The 23,288-nt window shown below is 34.4% G+C and carries 22 protein-coding genes and 1 pseudogene; 8 read left to right on the forward strand and 15 right to left on the reverse strand.

Annotated elements, in window-relative coordinates:
* From A9G37_RS12660 to A9G37_RS11585, 6 genes are all read right to left on the reverse strand, one after another.
* Positions 1-180, reverse strand: a 180-nt coding sequence (locus tag A9G37_RS12660; protein ID WP_141671092.1) for an IS3 family transposase, incomplete at its 3' end; no start/stop codon positions are given.
* A gap of 125 nt (positions 181-305) precedes the next feature.
* A complete protein-coding gene (locus A9G37_RS11565; RefSeq protein WP_065575587.1) occupies positions 306-608 on the reverse strand; it encodes an IS3 family transposase in 303 nt (100 codons plus the stop codon).
* Positions 609-669: 61 nt separating this feature from the next.
* Entirely contained in the window at positions 670-1,113 is a 444-nt protein-coding gene (locus A9G37_RS11570; RefSeq protein WP_141671207.1) for a hypothetical protein, read from the reverse strand.
* Positions 1,114-2,025: 912 nt separating this feature from the next.
* Positions 2,026-3,081, reverse strand: a complete 1,056-nt coding sequence (locus A9G37_RS11575) for a hypothetical protein (RefSeq protein ID WP_065575589.1) — start codon at positions 3,079-3,081, stop codon at positions 2,026-2,028.
* A gap of 714 nt (positions 3,082-3,795) precedes the next feature.
* Positions 3,796-4,497 carry a response regulator gene (locus tag A9G37_RS11580; protein ID WP_034914423.1) on the reverse strand — a complete coding sequence of 234 codons (702 nt, stop codon included), beginning with the start codon at positions 4,495-4,497 and terminating at the stop codon, positions 3,796-3,798.
* Positions 4,498-4,512: 15 nt separating this feature from the next.
* Positions 4,513-6,102 carry an ATP-binding protein gene (locus tag A9G37_RS11585; protein WP_034914420.1) on the reverse strand — a complete coding sequence of 530 codons (1,590 nt, stop codon included), beginning with the start codon at positions 6,100-6,102 and terminating at the stop codon, positions 4,513-4,515.
* Between the two features lie 277 nt (positions 6,103-6,379).
* Between A9G37_RS11585 and A9G37_RS11590 the strand changes: the two are divergent.
* The 7 genes and pseudogenes from A9G37_RS11590 to citX all read left to right on the forward strand — a co-directional run.
* Positions 6,380-7,666, forward strand: a pseudogene (locus A9G37_RS11590) (2-hydroxycarboxylate transporter family protein); the annotation flags it as partial.
* Positions 7,667-7,760: 94 nt separating this feature from the next.
* Positions 7,761-8,600 (forward strand): fumarylacetoacetate hydrolase family protein, encoded by an 840-nt coding sequence (locus A9G37_RS11595; protein WP_034914417.1) that lies wholly within the window; start codon positions 7,761-7,763, stop codon positions 8,598-8,600.
* A 10-nt stretch (positions 8,601-8,610) separates the two neighbouring features.
* The gene (citC, locus tag A9G37_RS11600) at positions 8,611-9,645 is read left to right on the forward strand and encodes a [citrate (pro-3S)-lyase] ligase (RefSeq protein ID WP_065575590.1); all 1,035 of its coding nucleotides are present in this window, start codon (positions 8,611-8,613) and stop codon (positions 9,643-9,645) included.
* 21 nt (positions 9,646-9,666) lie between these two features.
* Complete coding sequence (citD, locus tag A9G37_RS11605; protein ID WP_034914413.1) at positions 9,667-9,957, forward strand: citrate lyase acyl carrier protein; 291 nt, start codon at positions 9,667-9,669, stop codon at positions 9,955-9,957.
* On the forward strand, positions 9,954-10,841 hold the full coding sequence (citE, locus tag A9G37_RS11610) for a citrate (pro-3S)-lyase subunit beta (RefSeq protein ID WP_034914409.1): 888 nt from the start codon (positions 9,954-9,956) through the stop codon (positions 10,839-10,841). Before citD ends, citE begins: the two co-directional genes overlap by 4 nt.
* 12 nt (positions 10,842-10,853) lie before the next feature.
* Entirely contained in the window at positions 10,854-12,383 is a 1,530-nt protein-coding gene (gene citF, locus A9G37_RS11615; protein WP_051634295.1) for a citrate lyase subunit alpha, read from the forward strand.
* Between the two features lie 77 nt (positions 12,384-12,460).
* Entirely contained in the window at positions 12,461-13,012 is a 552-nt protein-coding gene (gene citX, locus A9G37_RS11620; protein WP_034914406.1) for a citrate lyase holo-[acyl-carrier protein] synthase, read from the forward strand.
* Between the two features lie 77 nt (positions 13,013-13,089).
* On the opposite strand, the gene metB is transcribed toward citX, so the two are convergent.
* Complete coding sequence (gene metB, locus A9G37_RS11625) at positions 13,090-14,256, reverse strand: cystathionine gamma-synthase (protein ID WP_034914403.1); 1,167 nt, start codon at positions 14,254-14,256, stop codon at positions 13,090-13,092.
* Between the two features lie 177 nt (positions 14,257-14,433).
* Between metB and metJ the strand changes: the two genes are divergently transcribed.
* A complete protein-coding gene (gene metJ, locus A9G37_RS11630) occupies positions 14,434-14,745 on the forward strand; it encodes a met regulon transcriptional regulator MetJ (RefSeq protein ID WP_034914400.1) in 312 nt (103 codons plus the stop codon).
* Between the two features lie 91 nt (positions 14,746-14,836).
* Here metJ and rpmE read toward each other — a convergent pair whose 3' ends face one another.
* From rpmE to uxaC, 8 genes are all read right to left on the reverse strand, one after another.
* Entirely contained in the window at positions 14,837-15,052 is a 216-nt protein-coding gene (gene rpmE / locus A9G37_RS11635) for a 50S ribosomal protein L31 (RefSeq protein WP_034914396.1), read from the reverse strand.
* 141 nt (positions 15,053-15,193) lie between these two features.
* Positions 15,194-16,246 carry an outer membrane-stress sensor serine endopeptidase DegS gene (gene degS, locus A9G37_RS11640; RefSeq protein ID WP_034914387.1) on the reverse strand — a complete coding sequence of 351 codons (1,053 nt, stop codon included), beginning with the start codon at positions 16,244-16,246 and terminating at the stop codon, positions 15,194-15,196.
* Positions 16,247-16,358: 112 nt separating this feature from the next.
* Positions 16,359-17,732: a Do family serine endopeptidase gene (locus A9G37_RS11645; RefSeq protein ID WP_034914383.1), complete on the reverse strand. Its 1,374-nt coding sequence runs from the start codon at positions 17,730-17,732 to the stop codon at positions 16,359-16,361.
* Positions 17,733-17,811: 79 nt separating this feature from the next.
* Positions 17,812-18,216 carry a YhcB family protein gene (locus A9G37_RS11650; RefSeq protein ID WP_034914379.1) on the reverse strand — a complete coding sequence of 135 codons (405 nt, stop codon included), beginning with the start codon at positions 18,214-18,216 and terminating at the stop codon, positions 17,812-17,814.
* A gap of 62 nt (positions 18,217-18,278) precedes the next feature.
* Positions 18,279-18,740, reverse strand: a complete 462-nt coding sequence (locus A9G37_RS11655; RefSeq protein WP_034914376.1) for a DUF721 domain-containing protein — start codon at positions 18,738-18,740, stop codon at positions 18,279-18,281.
* Between the two features lie 270 nt (positions 18,741-19,010).
* A complete protein-coding gene (gntP, locus tag A9G37_RS11660) occupies positions 19,011-20,354 on the reverse strand; it encodes a gluconate permease GntP (RefSeq protein WP_065575591.1) in 1,344 nt (447 codons plus the stop codon).
* A gap of 203 nt (positions 20,355-20,557) precedes the next feature.
* Positions 20,558-21,808 (reverse strand): MFS transporter, encoded by a 1,251-nt coding sequence (locus A9G37_RS11665; RefSeq protein WP_442903152.1) that lies wholly within the window; start codon positions 21,806-21,808, stop codon positions 20,558-20,560.
* Between the two features lie 71 nt (positions 21,809-21,879).
* Positions 21,880-23,286 carry a glucuronate isomerase gene (gene uxaC / locus A9G37_RS11670; RefSeq protein ID WP_065575592.1) on the reverse strand — a complete coding sequence of 469 codons (1,407 nt, stop codon included), beginning with the start codon at positions 23,284-23,286 and terminating at the stop codon, positions 21,880-21,882.
* Between the last annotated feature and the right edge of the window lie 2 nt (positions 23,287-23,288).

Raw genomic sequence — 23,288 nt, forward strand, 5'->3', positions numbered from 1 at the left:
TTCATTGCTTTTTTCTGTATGAATACAATATTTTTTACAGGTGTATTTCGAAACCCAGCCATTTTTCGCCATGATTCGACCTATTCGGCGTCGAGATACGGTTATGCCTTGCTTTCTCAGCTCTGCTTGCAGACGCCTTGTACCATAAGCACGATAATTAGTATTAAAAATTTCACCCACTATTTCACTCAGTGATATATCTTGTGATTGCTGCGTTAATTGCCGTTGATAATAGAAACGATTTCGGGTTACATTTAAACATCGACATAATGCACGTAAGCTGTATCGATGCTTATTATGTAAAATTAACTCGATTTTCTTCCCATTATCAACGTCGCTTGCTTTAGGATATCATTCTCCATTAACAAGCGTTTATTCTCTTTGCGTAGCGCGATAAGTTCGTTATCTTCAGTTCGACGATTATCTTTTGCGATGAATGAGCCGGTAGTTTGGTACTGCATTATCCAATTATCTAATGCTGATTTGGTGAGGTCATACTCTGCGACGATATCCGCACGTTTTTTACCATTTTGATATAGCATGACCATTTGTTTTTTGAACTCGTTAGTAAAGCTACGTTTTGTTCTTCGTGATGAATCGATTGCCATTGTTGTTACCTTCTCTTATTTTTAGTTTATCATAACAATGACCTTATAAAACTGGTACTAATTAGTGTAGCCGATCCACCTTACAAATATCTAAAGCATCACGACGACTAACGGTATTACCATTTTTATCCATAAATGATACCGATATATTTCCCATTGCCGTTACCTGATTATCACCATCATCATCGCCCCATTTACCTTGTGTCACCAAATCATTTAAGCTCACTGAATCAGCTGGCTGGACTATCATATCGATATTAGCCAAAGTATCCCCTATGTTAGGTAACTCGATTGGAACTGTCGATGATGAAGGATTATTTTGCGGTGTGAATGTTCGTCCATTTGATAATTTAATAGTTAATAAGTCATCTGTTTTAGTCACTTTAGTAACACCGCCATCAAAAGTTAAATAAGGCGCAGTACCGTGAATGCGCTCAGAAGTCGTTGCCGACAAAGCCTGCGATTCTATAGAGTACGGCAATAACAACAATAGCGCTAATACCAATGGAACTTTTGAAAATAATTTTATGGATAATTTCGAAGATATAAATGAGTTTCGTGCAAAAACTCGTCGAATAGGGTTATTAGATAAATTTAAGACCTAGGTTAGCCAGTGCTTGTGCCTTGTGCCAAAAATGATACTGCATTACGTTCCTCGTGTCAAGTAATATTTTGTTTTATTTGAATTTTTGTAATTATTCGCTTATTTTCCTAAAGCAATAAGAGTATAGCCGTTTAAAAAATAGTTGGCTAGTTTTTTGGCGGACTTTTTTGTAAAGAAATGTAAAGATGAAAACGATTGGCTTTAGAGATAGGTGAATTTTATAATTAAAATAGGGTATTATCTTTAGGACTTTTTGACTTTTACGGAATGATTAATATTGCTGATAACATCTAAAACACAAACACGCCCAACAACCTAGTTTAGCGTACTAGCTTTACTTCGTTATCGGCATATTTTGATGCTGTGATAAAGCTGGCTGATTAACATTGTAGTGCTATAAGCGTGTTTCTTGCTCTAAAATCGTTCAGGTAGACTATTGATTTTATTGAAGTTTTTATTTGCATTTCTAAATAAAATCAAACATTTATAGGCTAGTTATTTTTTTATTACGTTGCATTTGGCTTTTTAATAAAAGCGCTTTTGTTATTTGATAATAGTTATTTAATAATAACTTGTTAATAACAGCCAGTTAATAACAGTCAGTTAATAACAGTCAGTTAATAACAAAAGCGCAAGTTTTTAAGTCGTATCGGTCGGGTCTATTTTGATTTTCTGCCATTAAAGCACAAGGTTCACAGACTTTGCCTGCTCAGCGCCCCAACTTACGCGGGGGCTTTATTCTTTGTTATATTATCCTCTCAAGCACCGTAACCCCCTTCCGCGCCCTAAGGATTAAGAACTAAACGCTAAAAGCTAAGGTGCGGTGCAAACGCCATAGCGGAAGTTGATGTCACTGTTGCTGTAGACGTAGCCGTAGGTCGAGTTGACAGTGAGCTGGTAGCTACCTGCTGCGTCGCTCGTCCAGAAGTTGCCGAAGGGGAAGCCCGCAACAGTGTAGAAGTACACGTCGCCCCACTCCGTGAAAAAGCCAGCGCCTATACGACGTTGGTATCCACTATGTACTGACGACGGCGTGGCGCTTATACAGGGGAAATAATTACTCTCTACACCACACTTCGAATTAGTTAAATCCCTTACCCTCGGCATGCGATAACCCAAACTATTACACCATGTGGTTTGATTAGAATACTCATCCGCCCGACCTCCCCGATTGACGAACCACTGCCTTAATACAAATCCATATTTTACTACCTCAACGCCATATATATCTCTACCCACTAACTCAAACGTCTGCGGTAACTTTGGTACAGTAATTCGACTAGGATTCCGATTATCCCATTGATTTCTTGCCTCTGGACCTGTTAGCTTAACACGGGCGACAACTTCTCCCTTATCTTCATGAGGAATCCACTTATCATTAGCTACAACATTTGTCACTGTTGCAGTAATTCCCTCATGCGTGACCGGTTCCCATGTCAATTTATTTATATCTACTCCACTTATGAGTAAATCAAAATATAAATTATGCGCACCCGTGGTCGGAAAATTGAGGTTGTATGATTCAGGATTGGTTGATTGAACTAAAAAGCCCTTATCAGGATTCCATATGTCAGCTGGACCTGCGTATTCTTCACTACCCGGAAATATCTTCGGCCTTGCATAATGGATAACTGGCGACGGTTGTAGCATTATTGCATCACTACGATTACCTGCTCGAGCCTTTTTACCATTCGCCTGTACATTCCATGAAGATGACAATAATAACAATGCTAATACTAGCAAAGCTGTTTTAGGTGATTTGAGCGATAATTTCGAAGATATAAATAAGTTTTGTGTAAAAACTCCTCGAATAGGATTATTTGATAAATTTAAGACATAGGTTTGCCAGTGCCTAAAATGATAATGCATTACGTTCCTTGTGTCAAGTAATATTTTGTTTTATTTTAATTTTTATAATTATTCGCTTATTTAATAAGCTTGTTTTCCTATAGCGATAAAAGTATAACCATTTAAAAAATAGTTGGCTAGTTTTTTAGCGGATTTTTTGTAAAGAAATGTAAAGATGAAAACGATTGGCTTTATAGATAGGTTAATTTTATAATTAAAATAGGGTGTTATGTTTCCGTCATTTTGAGATTTGGTGAAATTATTAATATCTACACCTACATTCCAGCTCACCCTATTTAGTGGAATAACCTCGCTTAGCTATTGGCACATTTAAACCCCATGGTAAAGCGAGTATATTAATCTTGTGGTATTGTTAGATTTTTTGCTCTAAAAACGTTCAGGTAGAGCATTGATTTTATTGAAGTTTTTTTATTTCGTTTTTTTTAATTAAATCAGACAGTTATAGAGGACAGTGGTATTGTTTGAAGTAGTGGTTTTAAATATTTTTCCCTTTTGGGGAAATGAGTAGTATCGGTGGTAACATTCGATCCAAACATCCTTGTTTGGCGTACTACCTTACTCAGTTGCTGCGTATTCTAACGCCAAAATAAGGTAGATATAGGTATTTGGTTGTTATAGAAGCTGTTTTTTCCTTTGTTACTAGTACCAATAACTAAAAAAAACTCAAATAGGTATGTTTTCAAAGCTAGTATTTTATCTGAAACAGATAAAATACTATTTCCCTAAACGTTTATATAGCCTTTCTGGTCGTCCAATTTTTCCATGATTAAGTTCGACTGTTAATAATTTGATTTGTACACAATATTCTAAATATCGCCTAGCGGTCGTTTTGCTAATATTGGCTTTTTCGACTATTTCGTCAACAGTGAGTGCTTTATCGGTTTGCATAAATAAGTCTTTGACTTTTTGTAGCGTGATTTCTTCAATCCCTTTGGAGTGGCGGTTCATATCAACAAAATCTTTAGTTTGCAAATTGAAAAGTTCGTCTATTTTTCGTTGATTGACATGTTTTTGTAGGCTTTGTCGGTATAAAAATAGTTCAAAACGCTCAAGCGAGTGTTTTAGCCTTTGGTAAGATACGGGCTTTATTAAGTAGTCAAAAGCACCATAACGAATCGCTTTACTACAAGTATCCATATCACTTGCGGCTGTAATAAAAATAACATAGCAATCTAGATGATTGTTGATGATGTATTCAAATAATTCTATTCCTTTGCCGTCAGGTAAATAATTATCGAGTAATATTAAGGTTGGTTTTAGTTTTTCTACCATTATTTTAGCTTCTTCTAGTGTTGAAGCTATTCCAATTACTTTAACTTTTGTGTCTTTTTGAATAAACTCTGCATTTAGTTCTGCTAAAATTGGTTCATCTTCAACAATAAGCACTTTGATATTATCTTCTTGAAATTGATTCATATAATTGCCTTTTTATTATTTAGGTATAAATACAGAAAAAATTGTTCCATAAGGGGTATTATCTTCAAATGTAATATAACCATTGGCCTTTTTTATATAGGTCGAAACAAGGTGTAAACCAATACCGTGTTCTTTACCTTCTTGCGATGTGACGCCAGGTTCGAAAATTGAATCGCGAATATTTTCATCAATACCACAGCCTTGATCAGTTACCTCTAATACAACTTCATTTGTTGCGTCGCTAAGATAGAGATAAATGGTTTTATCACCACGATCATTTTTTAAGCTAGCATTAAAAGCATTATCAAGCAAATTTCCTAAAATTGACATAAATTCTATTTCGGTGATAAGTGAAGGTAATGCATTTAATTGGCATGCTGGATCAAATACTAGATTTAAGCCAATTTCGTGTGCTTTTGAATATTTGCCAATTAATAAACCACATATAGCCGGCACATTAAAATGTTTGGTGATAAAGTCTAAATTACTTTGGTTATCGGCAGAATGCAATGCAATAAATGATTGCGCTTCATCATACCGTTTCATATATATTAAACCTGATAGCGTTGCTAACCAGTTAAGATGTTCATGCCTTAATGCGCGTAAATTATCGACATATTGTGTTACTTGCGTTAATTGCATACTTAATACATTAATATCATCAAAATTGCGAAAAGTAATTACCCAGCCTTGAATTTTATCATCAATAACCACTCGAACTCGGCTGGCAATAACAATCATGTTATTGAAATAGCATATATGATCGTGTATGTCTTCAGTTTGATTTTCTTTTTTGTAGATAAAGTCACTTGAGGTGATAAATTCGCTTAAATCATGTTTATGTAACTCGTCATCATTTATCTTAATATCTAACATTGTGCGAGCAGATTGATTAATATTGATAATTTTATGATTAAGATCAATGGCGATAACACCTTCAAAAATCGATTCCATGATCGACTTTTGGCTTTTTACCAGTAGTGCGATTGCTTTAGGCTCTAAATTGAACATCTGTTTTTTAATTGCTTTTGAAAAACAGTATGAAAAGATAAATAATGCTAAGAATAACAAGGAACAAAAAATGATAAACGGTATAAACTGTTTTATATGCAATGCATAAATACCATCAATCATATAACCGACCGAGACTATACCAATAATCTTACCGTTTTCAATAATTGGAGCTTTCCCCCTTAATGCTAGACCAAGAGAACCCTCACTAATGGTGATACTACTATTACCGTTAAGAACCTCTTGATTATCCCCTCCTACCATCGGGGAATGTAAAGGGCTATTGGCTGTATGAAATAAGCGGTTAGCATTAGCATCACCAATAACAATATAGCTTGCATCACTTTGTTTAAATATATCTGTGATTAAATTAGCTATTTTATTTGTGTCTTTATCTTTGACATATTCAATTAAACTTGGTAAAACAGATAACTCTTTTGCTTGAATTTGCGCTTTTTCGCCCAAACTTCGATACAAATTTGTTTCAGTTGTGTTCCAAATATAACTTTGTAATAGCGCAAGAACAATCAACGAAAAGAGCAAAAGCGATAAAAAAAGTTTTGTGGTAAACGACAAGTGGATTTTCTTTCGCATTTTTGTATTTTCTTTTTAAATTAAGTTCAAATAAGTGTATCACAGCATAAAAAAACATATATCCTTTAAAACCATAAAAACCACAGTTAATTTATGATTTATATCACAAAAATTTCATTAATTTTTTGTAAACATACCCGCCAATAATTTTGAATAAATCAACTTATTTTGGAGAAAAAAATTAATGGTGAATTTTAACTCATCTGAGAAAAACATTAATGGAAAAGAATCAACGGGTAAGACTGTTACAGAAAATCTAACAGGCTGGCCATACAATTGGTGGCGTCTGATGGATAACTACAAAATTGGTGTTATCCCACTTCCATTATTTATTATCGCAGGTATTCTTATTTTCGCTGAAGTTTTAGTAACAGGTAAATTACCTAGCGAAATCGTTGTAATGGTAGTTACTTGTGCTTTTTTCGGTTTTCTTTGTGGCGAAATTGGTAAGCGTTTACCGATCGTAGGAAAAATGGGAGCTGCCGCAATTTGTGCAACCTTTATTCCTTCTGCATTAGTTTATTATGGTATTCTTCCTGAACCAGTCGTTGTTGCAACAAAAAAATTCTATAAAGATACACATATTCTTTATTTATATATCTGTTGTATCATCGTGGGGAGTATTATGAATATGGATAAGAAAACACTTATCCAAGGATTCTTAAAAATCTTCGGCCCAATGGTATGTGGTGAAATCGTTGGTATGCTTGTTGGTGTCGGTGTTGGTTATTTACTTGGTTTAACACCATTTGAAACATTCTTCTTCTTAGTATTACCTATTATGGCTGGTGGTGTTGGTGAAGGTGCGATTCCACTTTCAATCGGGTACGCTTCAATCTTAGGTATGGAACAAGGTGATGCGCTTGGTCGTGTGTTACCAATCGTAATGTTAGGTGGTTTAACTGGTATTATTTGTGGTGGTATTTTAAATCGTATCGGTAAAGCTTATCCGCACTTAACTGGTAACGGTCGACTATTACCAGCAGATGATGAAGTTGCTGATAAAAAAGCAGCTAAAACTGAATCGATTATTGATGTAACTACATTCGCTTCAGGTGTATTATTAGCAGCTATTCTTTATATGGTTGGTATGATTGGTCACAAAGTGACTGGTATTCCAGCACCAGTAGGAATGCTATTTGCAGCAGTTTTTGTTAAATTAGTATCTGGTGTTTCACCTAAAGTATTAAGTGGGTCACAAGTTGTTTATAAATTTTTCCAAACGTCTGTTACTTACCCAATTTTATTTGCGGTGGGTGTTGCTATCACTCCTTGGGAAAGAATTGTAGATGCATTCACAATCACAAACCTAATTGTAATTGTTTGTACAGTTGTTAGTTTGGTTACTACTGGTTTCTTTGTTGCTAAAAAACTTGGTATGTATCCTGTTGATGCTGCTGTTATTTCTTGTTGTCAAAGTGGTCAAGGCGGAACTGGTGACGTGGCAATCTTAACTGCTGCAGAACGTATGGAACTTATGCCGTTTGCACAAATTGCAACTCGTATTGGTGGTGCAATCAATGTATCAGTATCATTACTTATTCTCGGCAATTTCTTAGTATAGATTTTACATATTAAATAACAACCTTGGTTTATACTAAGGTTGTTCATTTTTATTTAATATTTACAATTAACAAAATAGCTTTTAAGGAGTTTTCATGAAGCTTGTCAGTTATCTTGTCTCTGGTAGAGCAAGTTTTGGTCTTCTTACTAATAATGGTATTGTTGATTTAAAGCAAAAATTAGGTGATAAATATGCCGATTTAAAATCACTACTTGCCGATAAAGAAGGACTATCTATTGCCAAAACCTACCTTAATGCCCCAAGTGACATTGATGAACAAGACATTACTTATTTACCTGTTATTCCAAATCCAAATAAAATCTTGTGTGTTGGTATGAACTATGCCGAAAAACGAGCAGAATTTAATGAAACCAGTTCAGCACCAACACTTTTTGTTCGTTTCCCTGATTCTCAAACAGGTCATAAAACCAACATTATTAAACCAGCTATTACTAATGAGTTGGATTATGAAGGAGAATTAGCTATTATTATAGGTAAAGCTGGTTTTCGCATTAAGCAAGAAGATGCATTATCATATGTAGCTGGCTATAGCTGTTATATGGATGGTTCTATTCGCGACTGGCAATATACTTGGTTTACCGCAGGTAAAAACTGGCCTAGCACTGGTGCTTTCGGTCCATGTATTACAACAAGCGATGAAATTCCTGATCCAAAAGTATTATTTTTAACTACTTATTTAAATGGCGAGCAAATGCAACATGATTCAGTTAAAAATCTTGTGCATACTGTGCCTGAATTAATTTCTTATATTAGTACTTTTACACGTTTATCTCCAGGTGATGTTATTCTTACTGGATCACCAGGTGGAGTTGGGAAAAAACGTAATCCTCCAGTATTTATGAAAGATGGCGATACAATTGAAGTCGAAATTACAGGAATTGGTCGACTAACTAATTATGTAGTAGCTGAATAGAGGTAAATTTATGTACGATTTAGTTGATTATGCCGTTGTTGATATTTCTAAAGCAGAACAAGATTATAAAGAAGTTAAACAGTTGCTATCTCGCTCTGATCTTGATCTGGATTCACAAGTTACTGTTTTTATGGTAGCTAAAATCAATGAACAAATTATTGCTTGTGCAGGTATTGATCGCAATATTATTAAATGTGTTGCTATTGATCCTAATCATCGTGGCAATCAACTAAATCTAACCTTGATGGATCATGCAATAAAATATGCCAATGAAAATGGCTATTTCCATCTTTTTTTGTATACAAAACCTGAAAATATAGATTTTTTTAAAGGATGTGGGTTTTATCCTATTGTTGAAATAACAGATCTTGTTGTCCTAATGGAAAACAATCCAGTTGGAATAAGGCAATATTGTAAACAACTAAGCACGCAACAAAAAGAAGGGAGCAAAATTGGTAGCATTGTTATGAATGCTAATCCTTTCACTAAAGGCCATCAATATCTTATTCAATATGCTGCAAGTCAATGTGATTGGTTGCATGTTTTTGTCGTCAATGAAAATGCATCGCTATTTTCATTTGATACACGTTTGAAATTAGTTAAAGATGCTACTAAACAGATAAAAAATGTTACAGTACATGCAAGTTCGCCTTATATTATTTCAAGAGCAACATTTCCAACTTATTTTCTAAAAGATAAGACAAAAATCGATCAGGCCTATATGGGTATCGATCTGCTTATATTCCGAAATTATATTGCTCCAGCGCTTAATATTAACTATCGATTTGTTGGAACTGAACCCTATGACGAAGTAACTAAGGCTTATAATGAAGCAATGTCTTATTGGCTTGAAGATAAAGCAGTTAGTAATCACTCAGCAATTACTTTTGTTGAAGTTCAACGAATAACCGAAGGCGATACTATTGTATCAGCTTCATTAGTAAGAAAATTATTGGCATCAGGGCAATATGAAGAGGTAAAAAAACTAGTTCCATCTACTACATGGGATTACCTTTCAGCTAATTTGGATAAATTTAAAATTTAATACGTTTTAAAAGGTAAAAAAATGAAAATACAAAAAGAAGCCATGGCGGGGACTCTTGAATCTAGCGATTTGTTAGTCAAAGTCATGCCAAACACGGGAATTGAAATTGTTATTAATAGTGATGTTAATAAACAATTTGGCGATCAAATCCGTGCGGTTGTTGATCAAACTTTAAATGGGCTTAATGTAACCGACGGTTTAATCATTATTGATGATAAAGGTGCACTTGATTGCGCTATTAAAGCTAGAGTTCAATGTGCAGTTTTACGTGGCGCAGAAGAAGAAAACTTAGATTGGAGTAAATTACTATGAAAAAATTACGTCGAAGTATGCTATTTCTTCCAGGTGCAAACGCCGCTATGTTATCAACTTCGTTTGTTTATAAACCTGATTCAATCATGTTCGATCTTGAAGATGCTGTTTCAATTAAGGAAAAAGATTCAGCGCGTTTATTAGTCGCACAAACTTTACTTCTTCCTGTTTATAAAGAGCACGGAATTGAAACAGTAGTACGAATCAACGCGCTTGATACTCCATTTGGTCTAAAAGACCTTGAAGCAGTTGTAAGAGCTGGGGTTGATGTAGTACGTTTACCAATGACTAACTGTGCTGAAGATATTCATGAGTTAGAAGCTCATGTTGAAAGAATCGAAAAAGAGTGTGGGCGTGAAGTTGGTAGCACTAAATTAATGGCTGCAATCGAATCTGCTCAAGGTGTTGTTAATGCCGTTTCTATTGCTAAATCTTCTCCACGTTTAATCGGTATTGCGCTAGCTGCATTTGACTATCTTGTTGATATGCAAACTGAACGTGGCGATGGTACAGAATTATTCTATGCTCGCTGTGCAGTATTACATGCAGCACGTGTGGCTAAAATTGATGCTTTTGACGTTGTTTACTCTAATGTTAATGATGATGAAGGTTTCTTGAAAGAAGTCAGCTTAATCAAAAAATTAGGTTACAACGGTAAATCGCTCATTAATCCTAGACAAATCGATCTGCTCCACAATGCTTATGCTCCAACAGCAGCTGAAGTTGAACATGCCCAAAAAGTGGTTGAAGCAGCAGAAGAGGGAGAAAGAAAAGGCCTTGGCGTTATTTCTCTAAATGGCAAAATGATTGATGCACCGATTATTGCTCGAGCTAGAAAAGTTATCGAGTTGGCTAAGTATTCTGGTGTACGTAAAGAAATTTGATAGGATTGAAAAATGACTACTTCTATAAACAAAAAAATTGATGATTTGCTTAAACAGCATCCTGATCTCAAGAATATTAAGCCTTTTGTTAATGCTAACGCAACAACACCATATTTAAAAGATGAGTCTAAATATACGCGTAAATTGTGTGATTCTATTGAGCAAGCAATTAAAAAATGTGAATTGCGTGATGGTATGACTATCTCTTTTCACCATGCATTTCGTGAAGGCGATAAGGTTATCAACAAAGTTGTTGAGACTATCAGTAATTTAGGCATTAAAAATTTGACGCTAGCTTCAAGTTCTTTATTAAGCTGTAACTCAGCGTTAATTCCTCATATCGAATCTGGTGTAATTACTAAAATTTATACCTCTGGTTTACGTGGTAAATTAGCCGATGCGATTTCTCACGGTTTAATGGAAAACCCAGTCCATATCCATTCTCATGGTGGGCGTGTAAAACTGATCCAAAGTGGTGAAATTAACATTGATATCGCATTTTTAGCTGTATCAACCGCTGATGAACAAGGTAACGCTAATGGTGTATCTGGAAAATCACAATGTGGTGCTCTAGGTTATGCTATGGTTGATGCGCAATTTGCGAAAAAAGTTGTACTACTAACTGAGGATATTGTTGGATATCCTAACCATCCAGCAAGTATTCGCCAAGATCAAGTTGATTATATTGTTAAAGTTGATGAAGTGGGTGACCCAACTAAAATTAGTGTGGGTGCAGCGCGTATCACTAGCAATCCACGCGAGCTGATGATCGCTCGTTATGCAGCTGATGTTATTGAACACTCTGGTTATTTTAAAGATGGTTTTTCAATCCAAACTGGTTCTGGTGCATCGTCAACTGCAGCAACTCGTTTCCTTGAAAATCGCATGCGTGCGAAAAATATCACTGCATCATTTGCTTTAGGTGGTATTACAGCAAGTATTGTTGATCTTCACGAAAAAGGATTAGTTAAACGTTTATTAGATACTCAAAGTTTTGACGGCACTGCGGGACAATCTTTAGGTAAAAATAAAGATCATATCGAAGTTTCAACTAATGTTTATGCAAATCCTGCTTCAAAAGGTGCAAGTGTTGATGAGCTTGATATTGTTATTTTAAGTGCGTTAGAAATCGACCTTGATTACAATGTTAATGTATTAACTGGTTCTGACGGTGTAATGCGCGGAGCTTCTGGTGGTCACTGTGATACGGCTGCTGGTGCAAACTTAACAATTGTTGTTGCGCCACTCATTCGTAGCCGTATTCCAACAGTAATTAAAAAGGTAACAACATTAGTTACTCCTGGTGAGAGCGTTGATGTGCTAGTCACTGACCATGGTATTGCTGTTAACCCTAATCGTCCAGAAATTGCTGAACGTTTAAAAGCTGCTAATTTACCAATTATGAGCATTGAAGAGCTTTATCAACGTGCTGTGTCTTTAACTGGTGAACCAAAACCAATCGAATTTAATGATAAAATCGTTGGTATCGTACATTTCCGCGATGGTTCAGTTATTGATGTTGTGCGTCAAGTTAAAGATTAATTTTAATCTTTATTAATATAGTAATAGCTTGCCATGTAAAAGTGTCATGCTATTACTTTTTCTATCCGATGAAAAAAATGCAAATTAAATTTGATGATGGTACTCCTATTACCCTTGAGCAAATGCTACTAGCCAAGGAAAAGCGAGTTGAAAACCAAAAGCATGCAATGACATGCTATAAATATCCAATCATATCATTAAGCATAGTTATTCCTGGTCCTATAAAAAACAGTAGCGGAGCACGCTATCTTTTTGACGAAGCTATCAAAGCTTTACATTTCTGTTTTTTACAAAATGATATAACAATAATCAATGAAGATCATTTCCATTACATTACTGGTTCAGAAGCAATCATAGCAATTAAATGTTCAGCTAAAACTCTTAAAAAATATTGTATTGAAGTCGAAAATAATCATCCCTTAGGGCGTTTGTGGGATATTGATGTTATTGACATTGTTACACAAAATAGCCTTTCACGTTCTCAATTCGAAAATCAACCAAGACAATGTTTGGTCTGCAATGAAGAGGCAAAAATTTGTGGTAGAGCTAAACGGCATTCAATCGATGAAATTTTTACCGAGATAAAAAAGAAGATAGAAAATTTCAGGAAAAATAAAACATTACTTTAATAAAATTGCAAATAATGGATTGATGAAATAACATTATAGCATTATATCATCAACCTTCTTTCAATCTAAAAATTCAATTAAATCGTTTCAAGTGCTTGCTGTAAATCAGCTAGTAAATCAGTAATATCTTCTAAACCAACTGAAATACGTAATAGCTGATCTGAAATACCCGCTGTTTTTCGTGCTTCAGCACTAATACCTGAATGTGTCATTGTTGCTGGGTGGCAGACAAGACTTTCAACACCACCAAGTGATTGAGCTAAGGTAATAATTTTAAGCGTTTTTAAAAACTTCGGCATTACATCGGCATTTCCAACCAGTTCAAAACTTAGTAACGAACCAAACCCCTTTTGTTGTTCTTTAGCAATATCATGCCCAAGATTAGATGGTAAAGAGGGATGAAATACTTTTGCTATTTTTGGGTGATTAATAAGAAACTCAACAACTTTTTGAGCATTTTCTTGTTGTAAATTAACACGTGCAGCAAGAGTTCGTAACCCACGCAATAAAAGATAACTATCAAATGATGAAGTAAGCGTACCAATATTATTGGCCCACCATAAAACATCTGTAGCAAGCTGTTGGTCTTTGAAGACTAAAATTCCGGCTAATAAATCCGAATGCCCATTTAAAAATTTGGTACAAGAATGGCTGACTATATCAGCACCAAGCTCCAACGGTTTTTGTAAAATCGGCGTCATAAATGTATTATCGACTAAAACCAAAGCTCCAACATCATGTGCTTGTTGGGCTATTTTCTTGATATCAACAACACGAAGTAATGGGTTACTTGGTGTTTCAATCAATACTAATTTAGGATGTAAATTAAGTGCTTCTTGTAAAGCCATCGCATCAGACTGATCAACAAATTTCACTTTAAAATAGCCTTTTTGGCTTAGACTATTAAAAAGTCGATAGCTACCGCCATAACAATCATGAGGAGCAACAACTAAGTCATTTGGCGCTAATAAAGCAACACTAATAAGGTGAATTGCTGACATGCCACAGTTTGTTAAAATAGCATCTGCACCACCTTCTAATTTTGCAACGGTTTCTTCTACTAATCGCCGACTAGGGTTTGCTTTTCGTGCATAATCAAACTTTCTTGGTTTTGCAAATTCTTCATAACGATAACAAGTAGATGGTGTAATAACAGGTACGACACTTCCATATTGTTCATCAGTATTAATCCCACCACGAACAGCTATTGTTCCTTGGTTTAAATTGTTGGTTTGACTAACCATAATAACATTCCTCTAAATAATACTTAGCTTACTTCAATAACAGATTGTATAAGAATAACACATTCAATAAGGACGTCAACATGTCTAGACGTCTAACTATCTTGGTGTGTAGATTGCAGAAAAATAAAAAAAACGTTAGAATTGCCCACATTATTTGTGATGTAATTTGGTGACAAGATGATGGAATGGAATGGCGAATATATAAGTCCTTATGCTGAACATGGTAAAAAAAGCGAGCAAGTAAAAAAAATTACAGTATCAATTCCGTTGAAAGTTTTAAAAATATTGACTGATGAACGCACTCGCCGACAAGTCAATAATTTACGTCATGCAACAAATAGTGAATTATTGTGTGAAGCCTTTCTTCATGCTTATACCGGTCAACCTTTACCTTGTGACGATGATTTACAAAAAGATCGTGAAGACGGTATTCCTAAGCAAGCTAAAAAGATGATGCAAGATTTAGGTATTAATCCTGATTTTGATTGATTATTAACTAAAAAAACTAATTTTGAAAAACAAAAGGCGCTTATGCGCCTTTTCAATTATTATTAATTTTGGAACATGGTTTTCCGAAAAATTATTTTTTACCGCCAACCATAGCAAAACGTTGTTTGAACTTATCTACACGCCCACCAGTTGCAACATCACGTTGTTTACCTGTATAGAATGGGTGACATTCACCACATACGTCAAGATGAATATCATGACCAACAGTAGAATGAGTTTTAATAACGTTACCACAAGAACAAGTTGCTGTAATTGCAGTATATTCTGGATGAATACCTTCTTTCATAATAAGCCTCTTAAGTTTTTCGTATCGCTATATAAATGGCCATAAAAGCAGAATCTATACACCATACGAGTGTTAAAAAAACATGATAAGACCGCAGATTATACGGCCAATAGTCGAGTTAATCAAGAAATAAAAGAACAACTAAACAGGTAATTGACCTATTGTTATTTGCAGTTCAATCTTTTCCCCATTTCGCTGAACTATAATGGGGATAATTGTACCAGGTTTCAACTCGGCTATTTGATCCATTGTTTCAACAATGGATTTAACTGGTTTATTATCTACCATAATCAGAATATCATTAGCTTGTATTCCTGCTTGTAATGAAGGGCCTTCCGCTCTGGTGACTAAAATACCTAACACCACTGGCATATCACTTGGGTTTTGAGTTGGTGCAAATTCTAATCCATCAATACCTATATATCCTCTAATAACTTTTCCATCGCGAATTAATTTATTCATGATTTTAACTGCTAATGCAGTTGGGATAGCAAATCCGATTCCTTCAGGAATGTCATTTCCTAGATTTTTTGCAAAGGTAAGAGTATTAATTCCCATTAATTCACCTTTGCTATTTACTAGCGCTCCGCCTGAATTGCCATGATTTATTGGTGCATCAGTTTGAATAAAATTTTGCCTTCTGTATGGGCTCAATCCATCACGACCTGTAGCACTGATAATACCTTGTGTAATAGTTTGCCCTATATTGTAAGGGTTTCCTATGGCTAATACGACATCACCAATTTTAGGTTCGCGTTGAGGATTTATCAATATAGTGGGGATATTTGAAGCCTCTATTTTTAATACCGCTAGATCAACAAGTTTATCTGAGCCTACAGATAAAGCTTCAAATATTCGTCCATCTTGCAATGCGACGATAATTTGTTCTGCATCTTCAACTACATGATAATTAGTAACAATATACCCATTCCCATTCATAATTACTCCAGAACCGAGCGGAGTTATTGGACTATCTTGTGATTCCTGAGAAAAAGAATTAATTGAGCGACTATAAATATTAACTACTGCAGGAGCCGCAGTTTTAACGGCACTAGAAAAACTTAATGGATCATCATGAAAAATTGAGGTTGGAAAATTTGATTGGTTTCCTTTTTGTAAAGAAGGAAAAATAATCAATAACACAATAGCTAAAACCGTTCCAATTAATATTGGACATAAAATTTTTTTGAGCATTAGTTTCAGGATTGTAATGGGAAGAATAATGAAGATTTTAACACATCTATATAAAGGTTAAAATTAAAGTTTTCGTCGATGCTAAAGCATCGACGATATAAAAAGTGACTGATTATCGTAAAATTAAATATAAACGACTATCACCACGAATAATATTTAACGCAATTACTGATGGATGACTATCAATAATTTTTCGAAGATCTGCAATATTAGTTACTCGTTCTTTATTAACTCCAGTAATAAGATCTCCCTCTTGCAAACTAAGTCGAGACGCAGGCGAATTTTTAGCAATACTTCCTATTAAAACACCTTTTTGACCTTTAATTTCGCCATTGCTAAGCGTTGCTCCATCGAGAGCAGAATGTAGTGATTTTGCATCAGTTGTTGTCTCGTCGCTATTTTTTAGTTTTACATCAACAGATATTGTTTTACCATCTCGAATTAAACCTAGCTTAACAGTTCGCCCTGCCCCAGTTGTCGCAATTTTTGCACGTAGTTCAGCAAAACTATCGACTGGTTTACCATCCATCGAAACAATAATATCGCCAGATTTAATTCCTGCTGCTTGTGCGGCTGAATTCTCAATAACTTCACTAACAAAAGCACCTTTTTGAACATCAACATCAAACGCTTTTGCTATATCCGATGTCAATTCATTACCTTTGATACCAAGCACACCACGTTTTACTTCACCAAATTCTATAAGCTGAGAAGTTAAACTTTTTACCATGTTACTAGGAATTGCAAATCCTATCCCTACATTACCACCACTTGGAGCAATAATTGCGGTATTTATACCAACAAGCTCACCATTTAAATTCACAAGTGCTCCACCAGAGTTACCTTGGTTAATTGAAGCATCTGTTTGAATAAAGTTTTCAAAACCATTCATATTAAGTCCACTACGAGCTAAAGCTGAAATAATCCCTGAAGTAACAGTTTGACCAATGCCGAATGGATTACCAATAGCAACAGCGTAATCACCAACACGTAAATTATCAGAATCTGCTAATTTAATAGCTGTTAATTTTTTGGCATCATCGATTTTAAGTAATGCTATATCACTTTGTGGATCCTTACCGATTAGTTTTGCTTTAAATTCATGCCCATCGTTTAGAGCAACCGTAATTTTATCAGCACCATCAATAACATGATTATTCGTAACAACATAGCCTTTTTCTGAATCAATAATCACACCAGAACCTAAACCTGTAAACGCCCTTGATTGGCTATCTGGATAACCAAAAAAACGTCTAAATTCTTCTGGCATATTATTTTGCATTTGAGCTGTTCCTTCAACTTTAATACTAACAACTGATGGTAATACAGTTTCAAGCATAGGCGCCAAACTTGGCAGTTGCGTATTATTATCGGTTGAGGCAGGAGGAAAAGCTGCATAAGTATTCGGAAGTACAGATAAACTTATTCCTAAACTTAAAGCTAAAATACTTAATAATTTTTTTTGTTGTTTTAATGAATTAATCATCTTAGAACTCTCGCTTTTACAAAAATTTACACTCTATAAAATTGCTTGAATATTAAGTAACGGAAAATAAAATCATAGATTAAGATTTATTTTCATCCGTTTTAAATAAACCTGAAGAATCATCAGAATAATCTCTAGGCTGCTTATCAAGCGTAATTTCTTTTGTTTCGTTAGAATCTGTATTTGAATCAAAATCTAAAGATTGAATATTACCACTATCCATAAATTGACTGGAGTTTTCAGCCATATGTTGATAAAGAAGACGAAAATCTTTAGCCATATTATCCAATATTTCTGCACTATGTGAAAAATGTTTAGCAATCATTTGTTTTTGCGCTATTAATTCATCTTTTGTTTGATCTAACTCTTGTTTAACTTTGGCATATTTACGTGCCTTAGGACTAATAACACTAATAAAAATGAAACAAATAATAAAACCAATCACGAATCCAATTATAAGATAAGTAAGCATGCCTTTATCCATTATTCACTCCTTATATCTTTAAGATATATAATTTTATAAAATTGAAGACTAATTATCAGCGCTTATTTTGCATGGTTAGCAAGTTTTATCAATTGTTTTTTTAACTTGTCTGGTGCATTTTCTGCTAATGCAGATAGAAACATTGCGCTTTTTTGTGTCATCACGCTTGAAGCTAAAGATGACTTATCACTTTGATAATTGCTCTGTGACCACCTCACTGAAATATCTGGATTAATCTGATATTGAATAGAAGATAAGGATGGTAAAATAATTTTTCGTATTTCAGATATTAAATTGCTTTGTTCATATTTCAATCTAGTTAACCAACAAGCTGAACTAACCTCTAAAATCAACACACCTTGACGATAGTTAGCAACTCGGCATTGTTGATTTAATGGTGAAGGCAACAAATCATAAACAACTTTAGCTAAAGAGCATAATGCATTAGTTCTATCTTGAATCTTAGACAGAGAAGAGGCTTGTGTCAAAATTGACGTCAACATTTGTGGTTCGTTATAACGCATACCTTGACTTCGACTCCTTTTTCAATCAGTACAAAAACAGTTACTTTTAAAGTAGGATTGAGCTAATAATTTACCTTATTTATAATTAAAAGTCTTATTGAAAATAATTATTTACATTTTAATGAAAATCTCTTTACCAAAATAAATTTTAAACTTTAAGTAAATATAAACAATAAAAACGTGTAGCTGATTATGACACAAGGTCTATTGGAAATGAATAAAAAGATTAACTATAAAATATTACAGTTAATCTTTTCAAAAAAATTACAATTAAGCAATAATACTTATAATTAACACAACGGCTAAACCAATAATTGAATTCACTAATTCTAATAAGCCCCATGTTTTTAAAGTATCTTTAATTGATAAATCAAAATAGCCTTTAAATAACCAGAAAGAAGCATCGTTGATATGAGTCAATGTATTAGACCCCGCAGCAGTTGCAAGTACAAGTAATGCTGGGTTCACACCACTCATAAGCCCCGTAGTAGGATCAATAACTGCAGCACCGATAATTCCAGCTGCTGTCATAGCAGAAACAACACCTTGTCCTGTTGCTAAACGGATTAACACAGTAATTAACCATGCCATAATATAAGGAGACACCCCTCCAGTTGACATTAATTGACCAATAGTATCACCAATACCAGTATCGATGATAATTTGCTTTAATGCACCACCAGCGCCAATAATTAGTACAACCATTGCTATACCTTTTACTGCATTATCAAAAGACTTCATAACCCATTCCATTGAATGGTTAAGTTTCTTCCCAAATAAGATAAAAGCAACAATCATTGCTAGAAACATTGCAATTTGAGATGATCCAATAAAGTTGAGAACGCAATAAGCTGTTGTGCCTTTTTCTAGCCATATATTTGCTATTGTGGTTGCTATCATTATATAAGCAGGAATCAAAGGAACAGTAATTGATGTAAAAAAAGAAGGAAGATTATTTTCATCAATAGGTGTTTCAGATTGTAAGAACTGTGGAGTGGGTCTTTCTAAATTGCCGAGAAATTTAGGAAGAATTATACCAGCACAAATTACAGAGGGAATTGCGACAATAAGTCCATAAATATAGACCATTCCCATATCAGCCCCATAGGCATTAACTAAAGCTACAGGTCCTGGTTGTGGAGGAAATAATGAGTGGGCTGTGGTTGCTGCTGCAACTCCAGGAATAGCTAGTTTTAAAAATGGAATTTTCGCTTCTTTTGCTAATGCAATTACTAACGGAGCTAATATGATAAATGCGGCCTCATAAAACATTGCTAGACCAAATATAAGCCCCATAATAATGATCGCTATTTTTACATATTTAATCCCAAGTTTTTTTAATAAAGTTTGAGCAATTTGATGCGCTGCACCTGAATCAACCATTAATTTGCCAATAACAGCCCCAAAAACAACAATAATAGCTAATTCACCAAGTGTTCCACCAAACCCTGATTTAATCGTTTTAAGAATACTCAATAAATCCATTTTAGCCATCAGACCAACAAATATTGCTGCAGCTAATAATGCAACCATTGAATTTATTTTAAAGCGAATATTTAAAATCAACATTAATCCTATCCCAAGGATCACCCAAAGAATATTTAAAAACTCCATAAATAAAACTCCTTATTCTCAATTTTATTTTTATTGGTTAAACATGAATCTGGCACATAGATTTTTTCTGTAAACAAGTTAATTGGATCTCAAAATAAAAGTTATAAAAGCTATTAGTAAATAGTAAAACAAAACACTAATAAAATAATGGCAAATACAGATCAGATATTGTATTTGCCTGTTTAAAGATATAAGGAAAATAGCTAATTTCTTTCTAATTGAAAGTTACTGTTCTCAATTTTGTTTTCTCTGATAAAAATCCATAAAACAACGGCACCTATTACATCAAAGAAGGCTAACGCAATGAAAAATGGACCGAAACCAATAATCCCAACGAATGCTCCAATAAATAGATTAAAAATTAGCTGACCTGTCCATGCACATGCTCCTGCCATTCCAACTGCCGTAGCCACTTGGTTTTTTTTAAATAAATCGCCACCTAGTGTTGAAGCAACTGTAGATAATAGTTGATGAGAAAAACCACCTAAGCTAACTAAGAACACGGCTAAATAAGGGTTTTGAACAATACTTACAAAACCAATGGTCATCATAAGTACAGCGCCTATAGAAAAAGTAATTAATCTTGATCTAATTAAAGAAAAACCTCTATCATTCAAAAATTTAGCTACAAATCCACTAGCTAAACATCCTAAATCTGCCATTAAAAAAGGTAACCAAACAAACATAGCAATTTCTTTTAGGCTAAAGTGCAGTGTTTCAACAAAAAATATTGGAACCCAAAAGTTAATAGTACCCCAAGCAGGATCGGCAAGAAAACGCGCAATACCAATTCCCCAAAAGTTTCGTTGAGAAAGAATTGATGAAATAGAAACTTTTTCTTTTTTATCAATATCTAAATATTTCTCTTGCCCTGCCTCAATATATGCACGTTCTTCAGCCGATAGCATTTTAGAATCTTTAGGATCTCGATAAAAAGTAAACCAAGCAAGTGCTGCAATCAATGCTAAAGAACCTGAAACAACAAAAGCAAATTGCCAACCTTGAAATAAAATACACCAGGCAATTAAAGGTGGAGCTAACATTGCACCAAATGAAGTACCCATATTAAATATGCCTGAAGCAATACCTCGTTCTTTTGCGGGAAACCATATAGATGCTGTTTTAATACCGGCGGGTATTGCTGATGCTTCACTGAAACCCATTATACTTCTCATAAAAGCTAAACCTTGCCATGTTCCAGTTAATGCATGCCCCATAGTCGCAAGCCCCCACACAATAGCACAAATAGCAAAACCTAACCTTAATCCAATAGTATCAATAAAAAAACCCATAATTGGTTGACCAATTGTATAAGCCAACTGGAAAGCACTTACTACCCAAGAATATTGTTCTTTAGTAATACCTGTTGTTTCTAAGATAGTAGGAGCAGCAACACCCAAAGCTGTTCTGTCTAGGTAATTAATGATGGTAATTGCACAAATAAGTAATATCATGCTCCACCTAAATTTTTGTACTGTTTTCACTATTACTCCTTATTATTCCATGTAAACTTCAATTATTTTTGTTATTTAGAAAAGTAAAAATTAGCATTATTAAAGCAAATATCTTTGATCATATTTCCTACCAAATTAAAATCAGCAGGAATTTCACCATTTTCGATCCAATTTCCAATCATATTGCACAAAATTCTTCTAAAATACTCATGTCTTGTAAATGAGAGGAAACTACGTGAGTCAGTTAACATTCCAACAAATTGGCTCAATAAACCCATTTGTGAAAGCTGCATTAGTTGACGCTCCATGCCATCTTTTTGGTCATTGAACCACCACCCTGATCCAAATTGGATTTTGCCAGCAATACCTGAACCTTGGAAATTACCAGCCATTGTAGCTAGGACTTCGTTATCTCTAGGATTTAAACAATATAGTATTGTTTTAGGTAACTCATCGGTCAGATCTAAAGTTCCTAACAATGAAGATAAAGGTTCAGCGATTGGTCTATCACCAATTGAATCAAATCCTGCATCTGGACCCAGCAATTTATACATCCGTTGATTATTATTGCGTAAAGCACCTAGGTGTAATTGCATAACCCAATTACGTTTATGATATTGTTTACCTAACCAAACAAGAACTGCTGTACTAAATTGTGCTATTTCTAATTCAGATAACGATTGATTATTTAGACGTTTTTTGAGTATTAAATCGAGTTGTTTTTCTGAAGGGATATCTGCGTAGCGTAATATCTCAATACCATGATCTGATGCTTCACAGCCATGCTGTTCAAAGTGATCAAGCCTTTTTAATAATGCAGTGAGCAGTTCTGAAAAAGTGTTTATTTCAATATCACAAATCTGACCTAATTGAGAAATATAGTTAGGAAATCCAGACAGTTCAATTTTAAATACTTTATCAGGTCGCCAACTAGGTCTTACTTTAGTTTCAAAGGAACCATCTAAGCTTATTTGTTTATGGTATTGAAGTGAATCAATTGGATCATCAGTAGTACCTACTGCCCTAACATTCATTTGTTTCAAAATACCTTTTGTCGAAAATTCTTTTGTAGCTAATTGCTCATTAGCGTGAAGCCAAATTTTTTCAGCTGTTTTTTCATTAAAAAGTATATTTTTTATACCAAATGGACGCCTTAACTCTAAATGAGTCCAATGATAAATTGGATTGCCCAATGTTAAAGGAACCACTTTTGCCCAAGCTAAGTATTTTTCGTAATCAGATGCATTGCCTGTAATAAATTTCTCATCTACACCGGCGGTACGAAGCACTCTCCATTTATAATGATCACCAGCAAGCCAAATCTCTGCTAAATTACAGAAGTTTTTATTGTCCGCAATATCTTTTGGTGGTAAATGGCAATGATAATCATATATTGGTTGATCTGCTGCATAATCAAAATAGAGTCTTTGCGCGACTTCGGTTTGTAACAAAAAGTTTTCATCCAAAAAGTTTTTCATTA

The sequence above is a fragment of the Gilliamella sp. GillExp13 genome, assembly GCF_001690815.1.
GTDB lineage: Bacteria > Pseudomonadota > Gammaproteobacteria > Enterobacterales > Orbaceae > Gilliamella > Gilliamella bombi.